17 protein-coding genes and 1 pseudogene are annotated in these 24,232 nt (G+C 39.3%); 17 read left to right on the forward strand and 1 reads right to left on the reverse strand.

Annotated elements, in window-relative coordinates; genetic code table 11:
* Positions 1–317: 317 nt before the first annotated feature.
* Entirely contained in the window at positions 318–1,871 is a 1,554-nt protein-coding gene (locus tag B9P78_RS04370) for an Nramp family divalent metal transporter (RefSeq protein WP_094518311.1), read from the reverse strand.
* Between the two features lie 301 nt (positions 1,872–2,172).
* Between B9P78_RS04370 and mutS the strand changes: the two genes are divergently transcribed.
* The 17 genes and pseudogenes from mutS to B9P78_RS04450 all read left to right on the forward strand — a co-directional run bounded on the left by mutS (position 2,173) and on the right by B9P78_RS04450 (position 24,152).
* Positions 2,173–4,779 carry a DNA mismatch repair protein MutS gene (gene mutS / locus B9P78_RS04375; RefSeq protein WP_094518312.1) on the forward strand — a complete coding sequence of 869 codons (2,607 nt, stop codon included), beginning with the start codon at positions 2,173–2,175 and terminating at the stop codon, positions 4,777–4,779.
* Positions 4,780–4,791: 12 nt separating this feature from the next.
* Complete coding sequence (mutL, locus tag B9P78_RS04380) at positions 4,792–6,819, forward strand: DNA mismatch repair endonuclease MutL (protein ID WP_094518313.1); 2,028 nt, start codon at positions 4,792–4,794, stop codon at positions 6,817–6,819.
* 115 nt (positions 6,820–6,934) lie between these two features.
* Positions 6,935–7,372 carry a peptide-methionine (R)-S-oxide reductase MsrB gene (gene msrB / locus B9P78_RS04385; protein WP_094518314.1) on the forward strand — a complete coding sequence of 146 codons (438 nt, stop codon included), beginning with the start codon at positions 6,935–6,937 and terminating at the stop codon, positions 7,370–7,372.
* Positions 7,373–7,376: 4 nt separating this feature from the next.
* Positions 7,377–8,006 (forward strand): Holliday junction branch migration protein RuvA, encoded by a 630-nt coding sequence (gene ruvA, locus B9P78_RS04390; protein WP_094518315.1) that lies wholly within the window; start codon positions 7,377–7,379, stop codon positions 8,004–8,006.
* 75 nt (positions 8,007–8,081) lie between these two features.
* Positions 8,082–9,092 carry a Holliday junction branch migration DNA helicase RuvB gene (ruvB, locus tag B9P78_RS04395; RefSeq protein ID WP_233487708.1) on the forward strand — a complete coding sequence of 337 codons (1,011 nt, stop codon included), beginning with the start codon at positions 8,082–8,084 and terminating at the stop codon, positions 9,090–9,092.
* Positions 9,093–10,214, forward strand: a complete 1,122-nt coding sequence (gene queA / locus B9P78_RS04400) for a tRNA preQ1(34) S-adenosylmethionine ribosyltransferase-isomerase QueA (protein ID WP_094518316.1) — start codon at positions 9,093–9,095, stop codon at positions 10,212–10,214. It abuts the gene before it with no gap.
* A gap of 33 nt (positions 10,215–10,247) precedes the next feature.
* Positions 10,248–10,517 carry a PHP domain-containing protein gene (locus B9P78_RS10110; protein WP_233487707.1) on the forward strand — a complete coding sequence of 90 codons (270 nt, stop codon included), beginning with the start codon at positions 10,248–10,250 and terminating at the stop codon, positions 10,515–10,517.
* Positions 10,517–13,720, forward strand: coding sequence for a DNA polymerase III subunit alpha (locus tag B9P78_RS04405; RefSeq protein ID WP_233487709.1), 3,204 nt, complete (start codon positions 10,517–10,519; stop codon positions 13,718–13,720). Before B9P78_RS10110 ends, B9P78_RS04405 begins: the two co-directional genes overlap by 1 nt.
* Before the next feature lie 103 nt (positions 13,721–13,823).
* A pseudogene (gene pfkA, locus B9P78_RS04410) lies at positions 13,824–14,792 on the forward strand (6-phosphofructokinase).
* Between the two features lie 35 nt (positions 14,793–14,827).
* Positions 14,828–16,591: a pyruvate kinase gene (gene pyk, locus B9P78_RS04415; protein WP_094518317.1), complete on the forward strand. Its 1,764-nt coding sequence runs from the start codon at positions 14,828–14,830 to the stop codon at positions 16,589–16,591.
* A 190-nt stretch (positions 16,592–16,781) separates the two neighbouring features.
* Positions 16,782–17,978 carry a chorismate synthase gene (gene aroC / locus B9P78_RS04420; RefSeq protein ID WP_094518318.1) on the forward strand — a complete coding sequence of 399 codons (1,197 nt, stop codon included), beginning with the start codon at positions 16,782–16,784 and terminating at the stop codon, positions 17,976–17,978.
* A gap of 6 nt (positions 17,979–17,984) precedes the next feature.
* Positions 17,985–19,268 carry a 3-phosphoshikimate 1-carboxyvinyltransferase gene (gene aroA, locus B9P78_RS04425; protein ID WP_094518319.1) on the forward strand — a complete coding sequence of 428 codons (1,284 nt, stop codon included), beginning with the start codon at positions 17,985–17,987 and terminating at the stop codon, positions 19,266–19,268.
* 33 nt (positions 19,269–19,301) lie between these two features.
* Positions 19,302–19,817, forward strand: a complete 516-nt coding sequence (locus B9P78_RS04430; protein ID WP_094518320.1) for a shikimate kinase — start codon at positions 19,302–19,304, stop codon at positions 19,815–19,817.
* A 171-nt stretch (positions 19,818–19,988) separates the two neighbouring features.
* A complete protein-coding gene (locus B9P78_RS04435; RefSeq protein ID WP_094518321.1) occupies positions 19,989–20,849 on the forward strand; it encodes a S1 RNA-binding domain-containing protein in 861 nt (286 codons plus the stop codon).
* A 32-nt stretch (positions 20,850–20,881) separates the two neighbouring features.
* The gene (gene xerD / locus B9P78_RS04440; protein WP_094518322.1) at positions 20,882–21,781 is read left to right on the forward strand and encodes a site-specific tyrosine recombinase XerD; all 900 of its coding nucleotides are present in this window, start codon (positions 20,882–20,884) and stop codon (positions 21,779–21,781) included.
* A 162-nt stretch (positions 21,782–21,943) separates the two neighbouring features.
* Positions 21,944–22,855, forward strand: a complete 912-nt coding sequence (locus B9P78_RS04445) for an ABC transporter ATP-binding protein (protein WP_094518323.1) — start codon at positions 21,944–21,946, stop codon at positions 22,853–22,855.
* Entirely contained in the window at positions 22,845–24,152 is a 1,308-nt protein-coding gene (locus B9P78_RS04450) for an ABC transporter permease (protein WP_094518324.1), read from the forward strand. Before B9P78_RS04445 ends, B9P78_RS04450 begins: the two co-directional genes overlap by 11 nt.
* Positions 24,153–24,232: the final 80 nt, after the last annotated feature.

Below are 24,232 nucleotides of genomic sequence, written 5' to 3' on the forward strand. Positions count from 1 at the left end.
TACCATCTTTTCTCTCTATGCCAAACGTGGCACAATGGAGAACTTCATTAAAGAAGCGAAAGCTGGCTTTTACTTAAAAAGAGTTGTGTACGCCTTTTACTTTGAAAAATTCTTACCAATTTTGATTGAAATATATCATGGGAGCAGGTTAAAGGGCTGAAAGTGTAGTTACTTAGCCGTGAAAGAGGATGAAATCGAGACCTTGGCTCGATTTCAAATTGAAATACCTTGGCTTTCAATGGTCCCACGGCTCACAATGAACGTACACTGTAAGGATGAAAAATCTTTGATTTTAATTTTTTATCCCAGCCTCTTTGTTATGCTTCGATTTTATGTTTGTTACTGAATTTAGATATATCATAGATGGTCCAAGTTAAAAGGCTAATGATGAAGATAATAATGATAGCAGCAATCCAATGTGCAAGGTTAGTTTGACCAAGACTAGGATTATCTCCAAAGAAGGAAAGGATTTCATCCGGTAAACCTAGCAAATTTAAACCGGTCAAAAGGATGACAGCTATCCAACCAAGCCCCTTAACTATACGGGAGTTTTTAAATTGATTCCCCATTTCTTTCTCGTCATTTGTTAGCATCAATAATGGCATCATAGAAAATGGTAAGGCGAAGGCTAAGAAAACTTGAGAATTGTTCATCAAGTTATTTAAAGCAATATGTTCATCTATAGTACCTTTTTTGCTTGTAAAATAGACACTTACAACAACTGGCACAATAGCCAATAGACGTGTTACTAATCGGCGCACCCATAGTGGTAATTTTAATTGAATAAATCCTTCCATAATGACCTGTCCAGTCAAAGTACCGGTAATCGTAGCATTTTGACCGGATGCAAGTAAGGCTACGGCAAATAAGGTTGCTAAAACACCTTTACCAGCCAAGTTAGCTAAAACGCCGTTAGCCATGATTTCAGGATTTGAGAGCGCATCATACAAGCCAAAAAAGGAAGGGTCGTTTACTGCACCCGTTTTGAAGACGGCTGCCCCCATAACTAACAATAGTGCATTAACGATAAAAGCTAGACCCAGTTGGATATTAGAATCCCACATGGTAAATCGTACGGCATTCGCAATTTGTGCTTCGTTGCTTCGATCCACTTTACGACTTTGGGAAATCGCTGAATGAAGAAATAAATTATGTGGCATGATGGTTGCCCCAATAATCCCTAAAGCACCGGTTAGCGGTGTCATACCATTCACGGTAGGGCTTGACGCAAAAACTTTGGGCGTTGGCATAAAGGAAGCCATGATGTTAGAGATACTCGGATTTGATAATGCGACTTGATAGACAAATACAAATAGAATGACAAAGATTAGCGCAACGACAAGTCCTTCAATCTTCCGAAAACCAATATGGGTGAGTAATAATAAGAGTAGTACATCAAAGACGGTAATCAAAACGGCCAGCATTAAAGGGATATTGAAGAGTAGGTATAGGGCAATGGCTGCACCGATAACTTCCGCAATATCGGTTGCCATAATAGCTAATTCTGTAATAATCCATAGAACAAAGGATAAGTGTTTGCTGGTACGCTTACGGATAGCTTGCGCTAAGTCGCGTTGTGTGACAATGCCTAATTTTGCAGCCATATATTGAAGTAGCATGGCTATCAGCGAGGACATCAGAATAACTGACATTAATAAGTATTGGAAATTTTGGCCACCAGTAATCGATGTTGACCAGTTTCCTGGATCCATATAGCCAACAGCAACTAAGGCGCCAGGACCTGAGTATGCCAGTAGCGTCCGCCAAAAGCTTTTACCTTCGGGAACAGTAATACTGCCATTGATTTCGGCTAGGGAAACATTGTGTTGTAATTTTTGACGTTTATGATGTAGGGCGGATTCTTCTTCCATGGGGTCACCTTTTCTGCAATGATATTTTCTTAAGATTGATTTATTAACCGTATTTATCATACGCCTATAAAGGGTGACTGTAAATAATTAAATCAGGTATACCTAAATATTTAAAAGGTGAACGCCAAAAGAGCTAACGCTTTTCTAAAAGAGTGGGTTGCTAATGCCCACCTGTCTTCAAGTGGGGGATTCATACATGTAGTGTGTTTTATGGTAAAATAATAAAGATGAACCTTGTTTACAAGTACTAAAAAAACGAAGTAAATTTTACTGAAATCATAATTAAAGTGAGTTGAAAATCATGCCACAAAAAACGAAAGAGACACCAATGATGGTGCAATATAACGAAATGAAAGCCCAACATCCGGATGCCTTTTTATTTTTCCGCTTAGGGGACTTTTATGAAATGTTTAATGAGGATGCCTTAAAGGCTGCCCAAATTCTAGAAATTACATTAACCAGTCGAAATAAAAACGCGGAAGATCCAATCCCTATGTGTGGGATTCCTTATCACTCTGCAAGTGAATATATCAAAACGCTAGTTAGCCAAGGCTACAAGGTAGCTATTGCAGAGCAATTAGAAGACCCCAAGTTAACGAAGGGAATGGTCAAAAGAGGAATTGTTAAAGTCATCACACCGGGAACTTATTTAAATGAAAGTATCGGTATCAATGAAAACAACTATTTAGCTGCTTTGACGCTGGCCAACAATCAATATATTTTGGCCTTTTCTGATGTGGGCACCGGTGAACTAAAGGTGACAACCCTTGACGATTTTAATGCTGTACTAACAGAATTTGCCCAATTACAATCCAAAGAACTGGTAGTTTCCGAAGCTATTCAGGCGAATGATGTTGAACAATTACAGCATTTACAAAATTTTACCTTATCTCATTTCAATGTGACCTACGAAACAAAAAATGAAACACAAGCACGCTACCAAGATGTTTTGACCGATATAGGTGATGCAGCAGAATTAGACGGTATTGTTACCTTACTCGCCTACGTAAATTCAATGTCTCATCAAGCCATTGACCATTGGCAAACGGCCAGACATTATGAAGTGGCGCATTACTTGCACATGGATTACTATGCCAAAGCCAATCTGGAATTAACAGAATCTGTACGTACCAAAAAACGCCAAGGTTCGCTCTTAGCCTTCTTAAATAAAACTGAAACGGCTATGGGCTTCCGCTTACTCAAACAATGGTTAGACCGCCCACTGATTTCTTTAAATGCGATAGAGCAACGTCAAAATCAAGTAGAAGATTTAATTGAGCATTACTTTGAACGTTTAGAAATCAAAGACCTATTGCATGGTGTCTATGATTTAGAACGTTTAGTTGCTAAGGTGGCCATGGGCAATGTAAATCCTAAGGAACTATTGCAATTAAACCAATCCTTATCGCGCGTACCAGGCATTATTGCAACCCTAGATCAAATTGTAGCTGACAATGAAAATACTGATGTTTGGGCCCAAATTCGGCGCAACATTACGGATTTACCAGAATTGACTGGTATGATTCAAGCGGCAATCAAGGAAGATGCGCCTGCAACATTAAAGGACGGGAATGTCATTGCGGATGGATTTGATCCCCAATTAGACGAATACCGCGATGCCATGCGTAATGGTCAACAGTGGATAGCACAATTGCAAGCGGATGAACGTGCGAAAACAGGTATTAAATCCTTAAAAGTAGGCTACAATAAGGTATTTGGTTACTACATTGAGGTCACAAAAGCCAACCTTCACTTATTAGAGGAAGGGCGTTATGACCGCAAGCAAACCTTAACCAATGCAGAACGATTTATTACGCCAGAACTAAAAGAAATGGAAGCCAAGATTTTAGAGGCTGAGGAACAATCACAAATCTTAGAACATCGTTTATTCCAAGAAGTACGGGAGGCTGTGAAACAACATCAAGTTGTCTTACAACGCATCGCCCAAACGGTTGCAACGATTGATGTATTACAAGCGCTAGCTGAAATCTCTGAAAGCCATCAATATGTTAAACCAATTTTTACGACGGATAAACGTGATTTATTCCTAAAAGATTCACGTCATCCGGTTGTCGAAGGGGTAATTGGTCAAGATAAATTTGTACCCAACGACATTATCATGGATCCAGATACCAGTATACTAATGATTACAGGGCCGAATATGTCTGGTAAATCAACCTACATGCGACAATTAGGTTTAATAGTCATTCTGGCTCAAATGGGCTGTTTTGTGCCGGCAACAGAAGCACGTTTACCGATTTTTGATAAAATATTTACCCGAATTGGAGCGGCGGATGACTTGTTAGCGGGTCAATCTACTTTTATGGTAGAAATGATGGAAGCTAATCAAGCCTTACAACATGCAACCGATGCCTCTCTATTATTATTCGATGAATTGGGACGAGGAACCTCAACCTATGATGGTATTGCCTTAGCCCAAGCCATCTTAATTTATATACATGACCATTTTGATGCGAAAGTTTTATTCTCGACACATTACCATGAGTTAACAGCCCTAGAAGAAAGCTTGCCTCATCTGCGCAATATACATGTAGGTGCAAGTGAAGAGGATGGGGAATTGGTCTTTTTACATAAGGTGTTTGATGGTGCAACGGATAAATCTTACGGCATTCATGTAGCCAAGTTAGCTGGCATGCCAGATTCACTATTGAAGAATGCTCAGGCTGTCTTAAAAGACCTAGAAGCGAATAACCTTAATGAAGTAAATAAAGACCAACAAATATCCTTATTTAGTTTAGCGGAAGACGATATAGCTACCGCAAACCAAGGTCTCGTGGTATCACAATCAGAGGTTGATGTATTAGACCAATTGAAGCAAGAGGATATTTATAATTTAACGCCAATTCAAGCCTTAAATCTATTAGCTGACCTAAAGAACAAGTTATAAAGGAAGATGTTTATGGCCATTCAAGAATTACCAATTCAAGTTGCCAACCAAATTGCAGCTGGGGAAGTGGTGGAACGACCAGCCTCAGTTGTCAAAGAGCTCGTTGAAAATGCTATTGATGCAGAAGCAAGTGAAATTTCAATAATTATTAAAGAAGCTGGCTTGCGGTCCATTCAGGTGATTGATAACGGGAAGGGTATTCCTGCCGATCAGGTGAGTTTAGCTTTTAAACGCCACGCCACCTCAAAAATATTTACATCTAATGATCTGTTCCGTATTAGGTCTTTGGGTTTTCGAGGGGAAGCTTTGCCGTCTATTGCGTCTGTTTCTGAAGTTACGATGAATACCTCAGACGGTGAAACATCTAGTGAAATTTATTTAAAGGATGGGGAAATCGTTGATCAAAAAGCATCTGCCCTAAGACGCGGTACTTCGATTTTAGTGGAGAATCTTTTTTACAACACACCTGCACGCTTGAAATATCTTAAGGCCTTATCAACCGAATTATCGCATATTACTGACATTATTAACCGGGAAGCGCTAGGTCATCCAAATATTCAATTCCGTTATGAGCATGACGGAAAAACCTTGCTGACAACAAACGGAAAAGGACGTGTCAATGAGGTTTTAGCGGCGATTTATGGCTTTAGACAAGCTAAAGACATGGTGCCCATCAATAATGAAAATCTAGATTTCCATGTATCAGGCTTTGCCTCTATGCCAACCCTGACCCGTGCTTCAAAATCCTACCTGTCGTTATTTGTGAATGGGCGATACATCAAGAACTATAAACTTAACCAAGCCATTATTAAGGGCTACGGTTCTAAGCTTATGGTCGGCCGTTATCCAATCGCCGTTATCTACATCGAACTCGACCCGCAACTAATCGATGTCAACGTCCATCCAACCAAGCAAGAGGTACGGATTTCTAAAGAAGACTTGTTATATGACATGATTCGCGATGCCATTGTAGCCGCCTTGCAACCTGTACAACGTATTCCGGATGTCTTTGAAGATGAAGACACTGGCTTAGACGACACCTATATTTATCCGGACGAGCAAAGTGACAGTTCTTATATTGAACAAAATACTTACCAGACCTTCGATGGTCCTAGTGACTATATTGGGGAACAGGCCAGTTTTGATTTCACTAGTTCGACCAACAGCCAAGGAGCGCCGAATGCGCACATAAATTTTGACCAAGATGATGCTGCTACAGAAGAACATATCCATCCAGTCCCAACCTACCTACAAGACTTGGTTCAAGTTGCAGCAATTGATGAAACAGATGAAGCAGGTCAAGATGAGCCTGAAGAACTGCCTTATCTGGATACAGAAGCTGAAGTAGCGGCACCTGTAAATCATGACAAGCCGGTTTGGCAAACCATCAACAACGTAGTTACTGCCGATAAGGAAATGATTCAACGCAATTTGTCCTTCCCTGAATTGACCTATATTGGCCAAATGCAGGGGACCTATCTGATTGCTGAGAATGAAACAGGCATGTATTTAATTGACCAACATGCGGCCCAAGAGCGGATTAAATATGAATACTACCGTGACATTATCGTCGAATTTGGTACCGCCATGCAGACGCTATTGCTGCCGATTGTATTCGATTTTGCTTTGGCGCAAGCCCAACAAATTCAAGGTGTGTTACCAAAATTATTGGAGATGGGGGTTGATTTGGAACCCTTCGGACCAACCTCTTTCCAATTACAACAGCACCCCTTATGGATGGGGAAAAAGAATATTCAAAAAATTGTGGAAGATTTGATAGATTTGGTACTAGAAGACCCCAAAGCTACAGTAGCAGATTACCGTGAAGCAACGGCCATTATGATGTCTTGTAAACGATCTATTAAAGCCAATCATTATTTAAATGACCTACAAGCTAAACAACTACTACATGATTTAGCTTATACCAAGAATCCATATAATTGTCCGCATGGTCGTCCTGTTTTAGTACATTTTTCAAATTATGAAATTGAACGCATGTTTAAACGTATCCAAGATCCACATCAATCACCGCAAATTTAAGTGAGTAGGGTCGGAATTTTCGTGTATAGCTAATGGATATGATAGAATATGACTAACCATAGTGGCCCTACTATAAATGATAGTATCGAAACCAAAATTTGAAAGGAAGTTTCACATGACAGAATTTAACAAAGAATTACGCTTAAGAGAATTAACAGATTTAGAATATGAAGTTACACAAAATGCTGCAACAGAACGTCCATTTACAGGACAATATGATGACTTTTATGAACAAGGAATTTACGTTGATATCGTAAGTGGTAAACCCTTATTTACATCAAGTGATAAATACGATGCTGGTTGTGGTTGGCCTTCATTCTCTAAACCAATCGCAGACGATGAAATTGAAGAGTTAGAAGACAATACATACGGTATGCGCCGTATTGAAGTTCGCTCTAAAGATGCTGATTCACATTTAGGTCACGTATTCAATGATGGCCCTGCTGAACTAGGTGGATTACGTTACTGCATCAACTCTGCATCATTACGCTTTGTACCACTAGCAGATATGGACAAAGAAGGCTATGGCGAATTAAAAGGCTTAGTGAAATAAGAATATGTACGAGTTTATGATAGGTCGGGTTGATAGTGTCTACCCAGATGCCCTTGTACTCGAAACAAATGGGATTGGCTATTATATTTATATGGCCAATCCTTATCGTTTTACAGACAAAATTGGCATAGATACGCCAAGCAAAATCTGGTTATATCAATCCGTTTCAGAAAATGATATCCGTTTATATGGTTTTAAAAGTCAGGTAGAAAAAATTATCTTCCTTCAATTGATTTCCGTTTCAGGGATTGGTCCTAAATCTGCCTTATCAATTCTCTCTTTAGACGATAACACAGGTTTAGTTCGTGCCATTGAAGCAGAAGATGCTACATTCCTAATGAAATTCCCAGGTGTAGGTAAGAAAACAGCTGGGCAAATCATCTTGGATTTAAAAGGGAAACTTGTAAAAGTGTTAGCCCTAACAACAGATAACGAGGCTTTAACTGAAATCGCAAGCGAAACTGAAAATGAAGTGCAAACGCAGTTACCTTTCATGCAAGAATTGGAAGATGCCATGGCTTCATTAGGTTACTCACAAAGAGAAATTGCCCGTGTTGTGAAACATGCTGACTTCACCTCAGTGACTACAACTGCGGAAGCAATTCGCATTGCGTTGAAGTTTATTACGCGGTAAAAAGACATTAGAAAGGGGTAGCTAGCCGTGACACCTTATGAAGAAGATGAATGGCAAGATGAAATCGATATTGAAATTGTTCATAATGGGCAAGTCCACAAGGGGCAAGCAGATGTAGATGAGGATAGTGAACTATCGCTTCGTCCACAATTTTTGCGTGAATATATTGGTCAAACAGAATTAAAAGAAGAATTAGCCATCTATATTCAAGCAGCAGAAAACCGTGAAGAAGCCTTGGATCATGTTCTTTTATATGGACCACCAGGTTTAGGGAAGACAACGCTAGCCAATATCATTGCCAATGAGATGGGCGTAAAAATCCAAACGACATCTGGACCCGCTATCGAAAAAACGGGGGATTTATTAGTCTTATTAAATGAATTAGGCCCTGGTGATGTCTTATTTATTGATGAAATTCATCGTTTGCCACGGGTGGTTGAGGAAATGCTTTATTCAGCTATGGAAGACTACCAAGTCGATATCATTATTGGCCAAGATGAAGGTGCCCATCCTGTACACTTCCCACTACCACCATTTACCTTAATTGGGGCAACGACGCGACCTGGTTCCTTGTCAGCACCCCTACGCCACCGTTTTGGTATCGTTCAACATCTACGTTATTATAATGTGGACGAATTAGCGACGATTGTAAAAAGAACGGCCCGCTTATTTGATGTGCCAATTGAAGATCAAGCTGCCATCGAAATCGGTATGCGTTCACGGGGTACACCTCGTATCGCTAACCGTTTATTAAAGCGTGTCCGCGATTTTGCGCAGGTATACCATGAAAATGGGCTGATTGATAATCCCATTACTGACCAAGCCTTGCGCATTCTAAAAGTGGATGATGCCGGATTGGATGAAACTGACCGCAAGATTTTAGAGGTCATAATTCGCTATTATGGTGGGGGTCCAGTGGGTCTGTCTACTATAGCAGCGAATATTTCAGAAGAAACAACAACAATAGAAGATATGTATGAACCCTATTTGATTCAAAATGGCTTCTTGCAAAGAACACCACGAGGCCGGATGGCAACACCAAAGGCCTATGATCATCTAGGTCTACCATATACGGAGGAAATTTAAGTGACTTTAACAACAAATGATTTTGATTTTGATTTGCCAGAAGAATTAATTGCTCAAGTACCAATTGAGGATCGCCTGGCAAGTCGTTTACTCAAATTAGATGCCCAATCAGGTGAATTTACGGATGGTCATTTTCCAGATATTGCTAGCGAATTAAATCCTGGGGATGTCTTGGTATTAAATAATACCCGAGTTTTACCTGCGCGATTACACGGAATTAGACCTGATACGAGTGGCCATGTTGAGGTATTATTATTAAACAATATTTCAGGTGACCGATGGGAAACCTTAGTAAAACCAGCACGCCGCATCTATGTAGGTACAGAAATCGTCTTCGGTGATGGTCAATTAAAAGCGGTTGTAACTGAGGTTTTGGAACATGGTGGCCGCATAATTGAATTCCAATATGATGGTATTTTCCTAGAGGTATTAGAAGCTTTGGGTGAAATGCCATTGCCACCATACATCAAGGAAAAATTGGATGATCCAGATCGTTATCAAACAGTCTATGCCAAAGAAAATGGATCGGCCGCAGCACCCACAGCTGGGTTACATTTTACGCAAGCATTTATGACAGAATTAGCAGCAAAAGGTGTAGAAATCGCCTACTTAACACTACATGTTGGACTAGGAACCTTCCGTCCGGTTTCTGTAGATGATATTGATGACCATAAAATGCATTCAGAATTTTATCGTTTAGACGAAATAAATGCCGAAAAAATCCGCAACGCCAAAGAAAATGGACATAAAGTGGTGGCTGTTGGTACTACCTCTATTCGTACCTTGGAGACAATTGGGACGAAATTTAAAGGTGAGATTAAAGCTGATTCAGGGTGGACGGATATTTTTATCGCACCAGGTTATACATTTACAGTGGTCGATGCCTTCATTACCAACTTTCATTTACCAAAATCAACACTAATTATGTTGGTGTCAGCTTTTGCAGGTCGTGATCACGTGCTAATCGCATATCAACATGCAGTGGAAGAGAAGTATCGTTTCTTCTCATTCGGTGATGCGATGTTCTTACGCGGACCGCAATTTATTGATCCAGCTTTATCAGCAGAAGATATTGATGCTGCGAAAAATCGTAACCGTCAATTCTTCCCTGAAGAAGCATAATTTGTACAAAAAGATTGAAAAGGAGGGTGCCTGATGTTTGTACCATTACATGTAAATTCCGCCTATTCCTTACTAACAAGTCCCATGTCTGTAGAAGCCTACGTGGCTGCAGGTAAAAAACTTGGTTATACGCATTTGGGTTTAGCTGATATCAATGTGATGTCAGGGGCACTCGCATTTATCCGTGCTTGCCAAAAACATCATATTCAACCCTTAGTGGGATTGACTGTCCAAATTCAAGTTGACCATATGACAGAAGAAATGGTTATTTTTGCAAAAACTACCAAGGCTATCAAGATTTGATGGCCCTTTCGTCGTATCTAAAATTAACAGAGAATCCAGGTAAACAAGCTGTCTACGAGCAAATTGCAGCCCATGCTAATGACTGGATTCTTATTTTTGCTGCGGTAAATGGTATGCACATGCGCTATTTGAAAATGGATAATGGCAGTATTGATAATCGCCAACTCATGTCTGATTTGGCTTGGTGGCGGTCCAAAATTGCGAATGGTCAATTGTATATTGGTCTTTCTGCCATAGAGAATGAACGTTTTCATGAAGAAGCCGTGTTGCATTTAGCAAAAACGGCAGATATTCCTGTGTTGGCCATGCCGCAGATTCAATATTTACATGCAGATGATTTTTTCACGCAAAAAGTCTTATCAGCCATCGGTGATAACCAACAAATGACTGATATCGCAAGCCTTCAACAAATGCAAGGGCACCATTATTTGCGAACCAATGATGCATGGACCACTTTATACCAAGAGGACAAATTAGATGAGGCATGGAACAATCTGGCGGAAATTGTAGCAAGTGTTCGTTTGGAGACGCCTGAAGCCAAAACTTTGTTACCTAAATATGTGATTCCTGAGGATTTCTCAGACACAAAATCCTATTTACGTGCCTTGGCACAAGCCGGATTAGAGGCTAGGGTGAGCCATCATGGACCTGAATATCAAGAACGTTTAGATTATGAATTAGGGGTTATCCATGATATGGGTTTTGATGATTATTTCCTAATTGTCTGGGATGTAATGAACTATGCCCATCAACATGATATTCAAACGGGACCTGGACGTGGATCGGCAGCAGGTGCATTAGTGGCCTATGTCTTGAAAATTACGGATGTTGATCCGATTGCCAATGATTTGCTGTTTGAACGTTTTTTGAATCCAGAAAGACAAAATATGCCGGATATTGATTTGGATTTCCCAGATGATAAACGCCAAGATGTATTAAATTATGTCTACCGGAAATATGGGGCCAATCATGTGGCACAAATCGCTACATTTGGTACTTTTGGGGCACGACAAGCCTTACGAAATGTTGGATCAGTATTTGGTAAAGCCCAAGTAACACTTTCAGAGTGGGCGAATACAGTTGGCAACAATCCGAATATTCCATCAGAAAATTTAAGTGAGGTTTATGAAAAATCACCTAAATTGAAAGAACTTATCGCTAAGGAAGAGATGGGACAATTATGGTTTGACACAGCCCGAAAATTGGAAGGCTTACCGCGTCATGTATCGACGCATGCAGCTGGGGTTGTCATCTCAGATCAACCATTAACATTGTATACACCGCTGCAGACTTCATCAACGCACATACCGAATACCCAATATACTATGGGGGATGTCGAAGCAGTTGGCTTGCTGAAAGTCGATTTTTTAAGTTTATCCAATTTAACGATATTACATGACGCACTGGAGGCTATCCATAGATTAACAGGCAGCAAATTAAATGCCTTAGATATTCCATTGGATGATGGTAAAACATTTGCTCTTTTCCGTAAAGCAGACACTAATGGGGTGTTCCAGTTTGAATCAGATGGTATCAAAAATGTGTTGAAACAAGTGGCGCCAACTTCAATTGAAGACATTGTAGCTGTTAACGCGCTTTTTAGGCCAGGACCAGTCCAGCAAATACCACATTTTGTCGCTAGAAAGCACGGGCGTGAACCAATTATCTATCCGCATCCAGATTTAATCGAGATTTTATCACCTACATATGGCATCATGGTATACCAAGAACAAGTTATGCAGGTAACCCAAAAAATTGCGGGTTTTAGTTTGGGAGAAGCCGATATTCTGCGTAGAGCCATTGGTAAAAAGAAACACGAAACAATTGATACGATGCGTCAGAAATTTGTTCAAGGTGCAGTACAAGAGGGTTATGAAGAAAATACTGCAATTCAAATTTATGACTACATTGAAGCATTTGCAAATTATGGTTTTAACAAATCACATTCTTTTGCCTATTCTTACTTGGCTTATCAATTAGCATGGATTAAAGCGAATTATCCTGTCGCATTTTACTTTGGTAATTTAAAACATACTCGGATTTACGATAAAAAAGGGAAGAATCTCATTCTTGAAGCCAAAAGCCATGGCGTAACGGTGATAAATCCAGACATTCAAAGTTCCTATTATGGATTAAGTGTCGTTGATGCCCATCAACTACGGTTAGGTTTAGGGGATATACGGGGTATTCCTAAACGAGCAATCGAAGAAATTATTGAAAATCGCGAAATTGACGGTCCCTTTAAAGATTTCAATGATTTCATCCAACGTCTAGGGAAATTATCCTTAAAAGAAGATATATTGATTAAATTGGCCCAAGCTGGTGCCCTAGATTCGTTTGGCTATAACCGACGAACATTAGAACTAGAAGCCATTCCCAAAATGATAACGCATGAACAACTTTTCCATAAGGATCAGCAGCTACAAACATCTTTGTTAGGGGACGATGATTTATCTACTTTATTTGCACCCAAAATCGATAAAATTGATGAATTTGATCAACATACCTTAATCGAAAATGAAATGGCTACACTGGGACAAGCTTTGTCTATTAACCTCTTTGAGGATTTCGAGCAATTCTATCAGTCAGGTGCCATTCAATATATTGAAAATTTGAAAGCAAATGATAAAGCCTATTTTATTGGAGAAGTAACCTCCGTCAAAAGAATTACGACCAAGAAGAATCAACCAATGGCCTTTGTGACGATTGAAGATCAAACAGGTCAAGTATCAGTAACTGCCTTTCCTGAACCTTACATTGCTTACGCGAAACAATTGAATCAAGGGAACACCTTGCTTGTCTATGGCCAGACACAAATGCGAAACGACGAGCTACAAGTTGTCCTAACCAAAGGCTGGCCTTTGGATGAGCAAACCCAAGCCTATCTGATGAAATTGGCTAAGCAAGTGGGTCATCATCCTGAGGCAACTAAGCCATTTGTGAACGACACAAAACAAGATGCTGCCCCTGTAATAGGTAAAAAATGTTATATTCGTGTCAAGGATAAAAATACCGCTAGCGCATTAAAAGGTGAATTATTGTCCGTGATTGGTCGCCATCCGGGTTCAATTCGGATGCATTTTACCATTCAAGATAGTCAAGAAAACTACTGGCTAGCACCAAAGTATGCTATTGATGGAAGTCAGGAAGCAATCGCTTATCTGATAGAGGTCTATGGACCAGAAAATGTGGTTGTCAAATAATCACTTGGTACATGTACAATTTTGCACAAAATAAGAAAACGTAAGACATTAGCCATGAATAATGGTAGAATAAGACTGTAAATAAATTAATTGAGGTGGAAATATGGGAAAACGTATAGGAGTTTTAACTAGTGGTGGAGACGCTCCTGGTATGAACGCTGCTATCAGAGCGGTTGTCCGTAAAGCAATTCATGATGGAGACGAAGTATTTGGTATTCGTTATGGTTACCGTGCTTAGCCGAAGGTGACATCTTCCAAATGGAAGAACGCGATGTTAGTGATTTAACTGCTCGTGGTGGTACGATGTTGTATACAGCCCGTTATCCTGAATTTAAGGATGCAGAGGGACGCCAACCTGCAATTGATCAATTGAAGAAACACGGTATTGACTCATTAGTTGTTATCGGTGGAGACGGTTCATACCGTGGTGCCGCTGCTTTAGCTGCAGAAGGTATTCAAACAGTTGGTATTCCAGGTACAATCGATAACGATATCCCTGGTACTGAATATACTATTGGTTTTGACACTGCATGTAATACAGCCCTAGAAGCAATTGATAAGATCCGTGATACTGCAACAAGTCACTTACGTACTTTCATTATTGAAGTTATGGGGCGTAACGCAGGCGATATTGCTGTTTGGACTGGTATTGGTTCAGGAGCAGAACAAATCATCATCCCTGAAACAGATTTCAACATGGATGAAATTGTTGCCAATATCGAATCTGGCCGTAAACGTGGTAAAAAACACTCTATCATCGTTTTAGCTGAAGGTGTAATGGAAGGGCATGAATTTGCTGATAAATTATACGAATACGATGATTACCATGCACGTGTTACCGTTTTAGCACGTACAACGTGGTGGTGCACCAACAGCCCGTGACCGTGTATTAGCAGCCTTATTTGGTTACAAAGCAGTTGAATTGATTCACGAAGGTGCTGCCGGCGTTTGTGTTGGTATGATGGGCGAAAAAATTGTTGCTACAGACATCAATGAAGCACTAGAATCAAAAGGTCATTCTCACGATAACCAAGTCAAGTTATACAACATTAACACTGAAATTTCATTTTAATATTTTCTAAGACAAGAAAGGATGCATTAATCATTATGGAAAAAAACACCAAGATTGTATGTACCATCGGACCAGCATCAGAATCAGTAGAAACATTAGTTAAACTTATTGAGTCAGGTATGAACGTTGCACGTTTAAACTTCTCACATGGTGACCACGAAGAACATTTAGCACGAATCAATAATATTCGTGAAGCATCAAAAATTACCGGCCGTCGCGTAGCTATCTTATTAGATACAAAAGGTCCTGAAATTCGTACAAACAACATGAAAGATCACAAACCTGTAACTTTAGAAAAAGGTTCTGAAGTACGTGTTGCAATGCATGAAGTGGAAGGGGACGCAAGTAAATTCTCTATCACTTACACTGAATTAATTAATGATGTTGCTGAAGGGTCTCATATCTTAATCGATGATGGTTTGGTTGACTTATTAGTTACTGCTATTGATACTGAAAATAACGAAATCGTTACTGAAGTTCAAAATACAGGAATCATCAAAGACAAAAAAGGTGTTAACGTTCCAGGTGTATCTATTCAATTACCTGGTATCACTGATAAAGATGCAAGCGATATTCGTTTCGGTTTAGAAAACGACATCGACTATATTGCAGCTTCATTCGTTCGTAAAGCTAGTGATGTCTTAGAAATTCGTGAAATTTTAGAAGAAACTGGTAACGAAAGCGTTCAAATTATCCCTAAAATTGAAAGCCAAGAAGGTGTAGATAACTTAGCAGAAATTTTATCTGTATCTGATGGTTTAATGGTCGCCCGTGGTGACTTAGGGGTAGAAATTCCAGCTGAACAAGTACCAATCGTTCAAAAAGACATGATTCGTCAATGTAATTTAGCTGGTAAACCAGTTATTACTGCGACTCAAATGTTAGACTCTATGCAACGTAACCCACGTCCTACACGTGCAGAAGCATCTGACGTTGCCAACGCTATCTTAGATGGTACAGACGCAATTATGCTTTCAGGTGAAACAGCTGCTGGTGACTATCCAGTTGAATCTGTTCAAACAATGAACCGTATTGCTTTAGTTACTGAAGGTCAAGCTTTATCTAAGACAAAAATTGGCGATTTAAAACGTGATGATTCTGACATGGCAGAAGCTATCAGCCAATCTGTTGCTTATACAGCTCGTAGCTTACAAGTTTCTACAATTGTAGCTGCAACTGAATCAGGTCACACAGCTAAAATGATTTCTAAATATCGTCCAGACGCTAAAATTATTGCTTTAACTTTCTCTGAAAGCCAAGCACGTAAATTAGTATTAGCATGGGGTGTTGAACCATTTGTTGTTGAAAAACCAACTTCAACAGATGAAATGATGTCACTAGCTGGTACTGTTGCTAAAGATTCAGGTTACGCTAAAGACGGCGATTTAATTATTATCTCAGCTGGTGTACCAGTTGGTGAAAAAGGTACAACAAACTTAATGAAGATCCAAGTAATTGGTGAAAAATTAGTTTCTGGTACTGGTATCGGTGAAAAATCTGTTGTTGGACATGCAGTAATTGCTACTGATGCAGCAACTGCTAACGCTAACGTAAAACCAAACTCAGTATTAGTAGTAAACAATACTGATAATGACTACAACGACGCAATTAAAACTGCTGCCGCTGTAATCGTTGAAAAAGGTGGTTTAACTAGCCATGCAGCTGTATTAGGTATCGAAAATGGTGTGCCAGTTATCGTTGGTGCAACTGACGCTACTTCAGCAATTCAAAATGGTCAATTAGTAACAGTTGATGCTCGTCGCGGTATTGTATACGCTGGCGCAACAACAACTATCTAATTCACTTTCTTTCATCGACACACATTGAATATTCAGACATTTGATAAAAAGGTGGTTGGGCATAAAATCCCAATCACCTTTTTTATGTTTTTTTCATTATTTTCTAATTATTTTGTAAATATAATTGCCCCAATGTTAATTTAAGGATAAAATGATACAGAGACTAAAGAATATTAGGGGGAAACAGTACATGTTACGTTTCATTACTGCTGGAGAATCACATGGTCCTTTAGAAACAGCGATCATTGAGGGTGTACCAGCCAACTTACCAATCGACATAGAGAAAATTAACGAAAACCTTGCACGACGCCAAATGGGTTATGGTGCAGGAAACCGTATGAAAATTGAACGTGATGAAGTCCGTATCACATCAGGTGTGCGTCACGGGAAAACATTAGGTTCACCAATTACTTTGATTGTTGAAAATCGAGACTTCAAAAAGTGGACTGAAATTATGAGCGCTGATGATGTTGAAGACGGTATTAAAAAACGTCGTACCGTTCATCATCCCCGTCCTGGTCACGCTGATTTGGTCGGTGGTATTAAATATCATTTTAAAGATTTACGTAATGTATTAGAACGTTCTTCAGCACGTGAAACAACCATGCGTGTAGCAGTTGGTTCAATTGCAGAACAATTATTAGAAGGTTTAGGCATTAAAGTTATTGCTTACGTAAAAGCACTTGGTGGCGTTGAAGGTAAGGTAGAAGGATTAGACTTATCACATGATGAGTTACGTCAAAAAACAGATGAATCTGAATTGAAAATGATTGATCCTTCAATTGATGAAGAAATCAAAGCCAAAATTGACCAAGCGAAAAAAGATGGTACCACACTTGGTGGGGTTATTGAAGTCATCGCTAAGAACGTACCAGCTGGCCTAGGATCGTACACACACTGGGACAAAAAATTAGATGCTAAACTTGTTGGCGCAATGGTATCTATTAATGCCTTCAAAGCCGCTGAAATTGGTGATGGCGTTGAGGTTGCACGTCGTTTCGGAAATGAATTAATGGATGAAATCGCCTATTCTGAAACATATGGTTTCTACCGACTAAGCAACCATATGGGTGGTTTAGAAGGTGGTATGACTACAGGTATGCCGATTATCGTGCGTGGTTACAAGAAACCAATTCCAACACAATACCATCCATTACAATCAGTGGATATTTACAGCAAAGAACCATACAAGGCCTCAATTGAACGTTCAGATATCACGGCTGTTCCACGTGCTGCAATTATTGGTGAAACCGTCATTGCGATGGAATTAGCACAAGCTATTTTAGAGAAATTCCCACATGATGACTACAATGAATTAATTAAAGCAGTAGAAGCTTACCGTGAATACGCGAAAAACCCTGATATGTGGCAAACAGAAGGAGAGTAATCATCCATGAAAGAACTATTAACCAATGCCAATCGCATACAAGGTGAAATTGTGATTCCTGGGGATAAATCGATTTCCCACCGTTCAATCATGTTTGCAGCAATTGCTCATGGTACCAGCAAAATTACGGGTTTCTTGCATGCAGAGGACTGTATCTCAACCATGAATATTTTCCGTAGTCTGGGTGTACAGATTGATGAATTAGAAGATGGTTCAGTGGTTGTTCATGGTAAAGGGATAGAAGGCTTACAAGCGCCAAATGGGGCTTTAGATGCTGGTAATTCTGGTACAACGATGCGTTTATTAGCCGGTTTATTTTCAGGATTTCCCTTTAAATTGAAAATGATTGGTGATGCATCCTTGTCTAAACGTCCAATGAATCGGGTCATGATTCCATTACGCCAAATGGGTGCCTCTATTTCTGGTTCTGAGGGCAGCGAATTTGCACCATTATACATCCAACCGGTAGACCATTTAAATGCGATTGAATATGATATGCCAGTTGCTTCTGCCCAAGTAAAATCATCTATCCTTCTGGCTGGTTTATCAGCTAAAGGCACAACCATTATTCACGAAAAAGAAAAATCAAGAGATCACACGGAACGCATGTTACGTCAATTTGGCGTGAATATTGAAGTGAATGATAAAGACATTTCACTTGAAGGTGGCCAAACATTGACAGCTAGTGACGTGCAAGTACCTGCTGATATTTCTTCAGCGGCTTTCTTTATTGTGGCGGCCTTATTAGTGAAAGACAGTCAATTGCGCATGCCGAATGTTGGTTTAAATCCAACACGTGCAGGTATCATTCAAGTTTTAAAAGACATGGGTGGCTTGATTGAAACAAATTATAAGGCAACGGGCTTAAGTGCTGATTTAACAGTTCGTTCAAGTGTTTTAAAAGGAACTGAATTTGGTGGCGATATCATTCCTACCCTAATCGATGAAATTCCGATTATCGCACTTGCAGCAACGCAAGCTGAAGGGCAGACGATTATCCGTGATGCACAAGAATTGAAGGTTAAGGAAACTGATCGTATACAAGTAACGGCACAAGAATTAAATAAAATGGGTGCCAATATTATTGAAACGGAAGATGGTATGATTATTACAGGTCCTACACAATTGCATGCAGCAGATGTTGATAGCCACGGTGACCATCGAATCGGTATGATGCTGCAAATTGCAGCCTTACTGGTTGAAGAAGGTACGGTTCATTTAACAGATGCAGAAGCCGTAAACATCTCATTTCCAAGCTTCTTTGATGATTTAGCTCGGATCGTCGACTAAATTCATCATTTCAAAGAGGAGGTTTTGAAAGAAATGCCAATCATTTTAACTGGGTTTATGGGTGTGGGAAAAACCACCGTTGGACGGGCCTTAGCTGAAGATTTAGCTATTCCTTTTGTAGACATGGATACCTATATCGAAGAACAGGCAGGTAAATCAATTTCAGATATATTTGCTGAAGGTGGGGAAAGTCATTTTCGCCAAATTGAATTAGCTGTATTAAAATCCTTACTACAAAATCCGGATTTAAACCAAGCTGTCATCTCAACAGGTGGTGGTGTCGTTGAAACAGCCGAATGTCGTCAATTGTTAAAAGAGCAAGACCAGGTATTCTATATGCAAGATGTATTTGAAACATCTTGGCGTAGAATTAGTCGCCATAATCCCGCAAAAGTGCAAAGACCGTTGGTGAAGGTAAATACGAGAGAAGAAATGTTAGCAAAATACAATCGACGCATTCCTTTGTATATAGAAACAGCTAATTTCACCTTGGATGTGCAAAAATCCAATGCTTTTCAAACTGCAAAAACCATTCAAAGATATCTATAAATTAGAAAGTTGGTCTCATTAGGACGTGTGTCTGCTGGGGCTAACTTTCTTTTTGTTTACCTTTAGCTCGAAATAACGTATAATCAATTGTTTATAACAATAAGCTGCGGCCAAGTGTTCATGAGATATGATACAATAACAAGAGAAACAAAGCCTTAAAGGAGATAGAATATGAGCGTAGAACTAGGAACTGTGACAAGTGCATTGGTGATTGACCAAAATGATAAATATTATTCAGTTCAAAAAGATGGTATTACCTACCAATTAGATAAAACAGAAGGCGACCATGCCATTGGTGATGCTGTCCTGGGTTTTATATATGAAAACATGAAACACAACAAGATGATGACAACTAAATTACCAGACGTTCGTCAAGATCGTTACGGTTGGTCAACCGTAACCATGGTACGTAAAGACTTAGGTGTATTTGTCGACATTGGTTTGCCAGATAAAGAAATCGTTATTTCATTAGACGATCTACCAAGTGAAAAACACTTGTGGCCTAAAAAAGATGATCGTTTGTTTATTCGACTAGAAGTCGATGCTAAAGACCGCGTTTGGGGTAAATTAGCAGATGATTCTATTTTTCAACAAATTACGAATAAACTTTCACCACAATCAAAATCTTGGACAAACCAAGAAGTAAAAGGGACTGTTTACCATGCTAAAATCGTGGGTACATACGTGATTACTGACGATTATTTCTTAGCCTTCATTCATGAAAGTGAACGTTTGGAAGAGCCGCGTTTAGGCCAAGAAGTTGAAGGCCGCGTTATTGGTATCGGTCAAAATGGTAACTTGAACATTTCATTGAAGCCTTTAGCATACACAGTTATTTCTGAAGATGCACAAATGATTTTAGCCTTATTAGAACGTTCAGATAACCACTTCTTACCATATCATGACAAATCTAATCCGGATGATATCCGTAGCTACTTTGGTATTTCAAAAGCACAATTTAAACGCGCTGTGGGTAACTTGTTGAAAAACAAACAAATAGAACAAGTAGACGGCGGAATCAAACTGAAATAACTTAGTCGACATAGATTAAAGAAGGGATAAATATGAAGTTAGCAGTAGCAATTGAAGATTTCTTAAATACCTTGCGTGTAGAAGAAGGTTTAGCTGACAACTCAATTATTTCCTATAAACAAGAATTACAACGTATGACGCTTTATCTGGAACGCCAGAAAATTGAAAGTATCCAACAGATTCATCAAGATAGTATCTTGGAACATCTCAAATGGATGCATGAAGAAAACCTGGCCACATCGACTAGGTCCCACTATGTGTCGACTTTGCGCCATTTCTTCCGATACTTAAAACTAGACGGAGAAATTACAGATAATCCTATGGAAAAAATTTCTTTACCCAAAAAGACACAGCACTTGCCATCTGTCTTAACGCTCGAAGAAGTTGACCGTTTACTATCAACGCCTGATATTGCTAAGCCACTTGGTTTGCGTGATCGAACTTTGCTTGAAACACTTTACTCGACTGGTATGCGGGTATCTGAAATCATTCACATCCAACTGACGGACATTCACTTAGATATGGGTTTCATCCAAACGATTGGTAAGGGCAACAAGGAACGTATTGTTCCTATCGGTGAAGTGGCCGAAGAATGGCTGCAACGCTATCTCCAAGAAGGTCGACCAAAATTAGTCAAAGATGAAGAGGCAGCCCAAAATTATTTATTTGTCAATAATCACGGTACACCTTTATCTAGACAGGGTGTTTGGAAAAATCTGAAGAAACTAGTTATGATGGCTAATATCTCTAAAGATATCAGTCCTCATACCTTACGCCATTCCTTTGCGACACATTTACTTGAAAATGGGGCAGATTTACGGGTTGTCCAAGAATTACTAGGCCATTCAGATATTTCTACAACGCAAATTTATACGCATATTCATGCCCAACATATGAAAGATATTTATACCAAAGCACATCCACGGGCATAATAAATAGATACTTCCTGAAATATCAGGGAGTATTTTTTTGCATTGTTTTATTACTTATTCTATATAAATTCTATGTTTTTACAGACAGGTATGCTATATTGATGGTGAAAACGATGTCATAAAATTTCAAGAAAAAATCTAATTTATAAAGGGGGTACTTGCATGTTACAAGTAGAACACCTGCGAAAAACCTTTGGTAATAAAGTTGCAGTAGATGATGTAAGTTTCGAAATTCAACCCAGTACTATACTAGGTATTGTTGGCCAAAACGGTTCGGGTAAAACGACCGTTTTTCGAATGATTTTAAATTTTTTAACACCAGAAAATAACGGTCGCGTGCTTTGGCAAAATAAACCCATGCAGATGGCAACCGTCTATAATACTGTAGGTTATTTGCCTGAAGAACGAGGGTTATATGAGAAGATGACCATAGAGCAACAAATCATGTACTTTGCTCGTTTGCGAGGTATGAAAAAGGCAGATATCAATAACAAAATTGACGAATGGATGACAAAATTTAATGTGAAAGGTGACCGTAAAGATAAGATAAAAACCTTGTCTAAAGGGAACCAACAAAAAGTACAACTGATTGCAACCTTGATTCATGAGCCAGCACTTGTGATATTGGATGAGCCTTTCTCTGGCTTGGACCCTGTGAATGCAGAATATCTCATGCAGGGTATACTAGAATTACGTGATAAGGGTTCATGTATTATATTTTCTAGCCATAATATGGCGAATGTACAAGCAATTTGTGACACGGTGATTATGATAGATAATGGGCAACAAAAACTTTATGGCACAATTGATGAAGTGCGTAAATCATATGGACAAACGCGTTTATTTGTCAAAGCAGATGGTTGGCAGGCAGAGAATTTAAAGGCCTTAGAAGGTGTAACCAACGTGCTGGAAGTGGCGCCTGGAGAATACAAATTAATGCTTGCGGATGAAACCTATGGTAGAAGTTTGTTCGACATTATTTCAAAAGGTCAATATATTCAAGAGTTTAGCCAACAAGCGCCAACACTAGATGAAATCTTTAAAATGGAGGTAGGTGGCAAGCATGAACACTAGTCATATCAGCACAGTAATTGAAGAAGTATATAAAAAGAATGTCAAGTCGGGGACCTTTATTTTCTTATTACTGAGCCCAATCATACTTGGTATCGTCATTCTTGGTATATCGGCGATTATTGGTTCAGCGACGGCATCCGAAAGTGTTGGGAAAGTTGCGATAGTTGGTGGCGAAGATCAAACCATTCAAGCCATAGAAACATATAATCAAGATGCGAATGAATTAACCTATATGGATGATGAGAATCAGGCGAAAGAGGCGCTCACAAATGGGACAATCGATGGGTATTTAGCAATTAATGACAGTGATCCAAGCAATATTCAAGGCAAGTTTTATCGTGACACGAGTGGGAAAAATGTTTCAGTTACTGTTTTTCAAGATGCATTAAAGGGCGTTCAGACGACTAATCGTGCGGCGAATATGGGCTTAACAGAAGATGAGGCTCAAGATTTGATTGAGTCAACCGTGGCTATTGAAACGACAGCACTCAATTTCCAAAAAGGAACAAGTGAACGAAGCCAAGATATTAACGCACTCGTTCGTCAAGGGGTGGCGTATATCGCTTCATTTATAGTATTTATGTTTGTTGCGAATTACATTTCCATTATTTCACAGGAAATTGCCGTGGAGAAAGGTTCCCGCATAATGGAAATCATTCTATCTTCTATTTCAGCGACGGAACATTTTATGGGTAAAATGTTAGGGATTTTCTTAGTACTATTAACCCAGGTAGCCTTCTATGCTGTCCTAGTTGTCGGGGCATACATGTATCTTGTAAATACACAGTTACCGGCTGAGATACAAGTTTTACTAGAAGGAGAGACGATAAATAGTTTAATGCAAACCGCCATGCCCGTGATTGTATGGTCACTAGTTTTCGCTTTCTTGGGCATTGTGACATACTCGGTGTTAGCGGCTTTCTTAGGTTCTTTGGTATCAAATGTTCAGGATGTCAATAAAATGATCACCCCTATTATGATGTTGAGTTTAGCAGGCTTTTATATTGGTATGTTCGGGATGTCTTTTTCAAATAATACGTTTGTGAAAATTTCATCTCACATTCCCTTCTTTACACCCTTCGTCATGCCATTTAGAATCGCAGCAGAAACAGTGTCGACCGGTGAATTATGGGCAGCAGTTTTGATTTCGCTCGTTTTTTCAATTTTTTGTTTATGGATTTCAACCAAATTTTACAAGACCAATGTCCTTACGTATTCTGATAAAGGACTATTTGGTACATTGAAGCAATCATGGAAATTGCAGCAAAGTGAACGTGCAAGTAACGATGCAAAATAATTAATGAACGATTTTTATCAAAGAAGAGGTTGGGACAAAAGATTAAAATCATAGATTTTTCGTCCTTATAGTGTACGTTC

Origin of the sequence: Aerococcus sp. 1KP-2016, assembly GCF_002252085.1 — a bacterium.
GTDB lineage: Bacteria > Bacillota > Bacilli > Lactobacillales > Aerococcaceae > Aerococcus.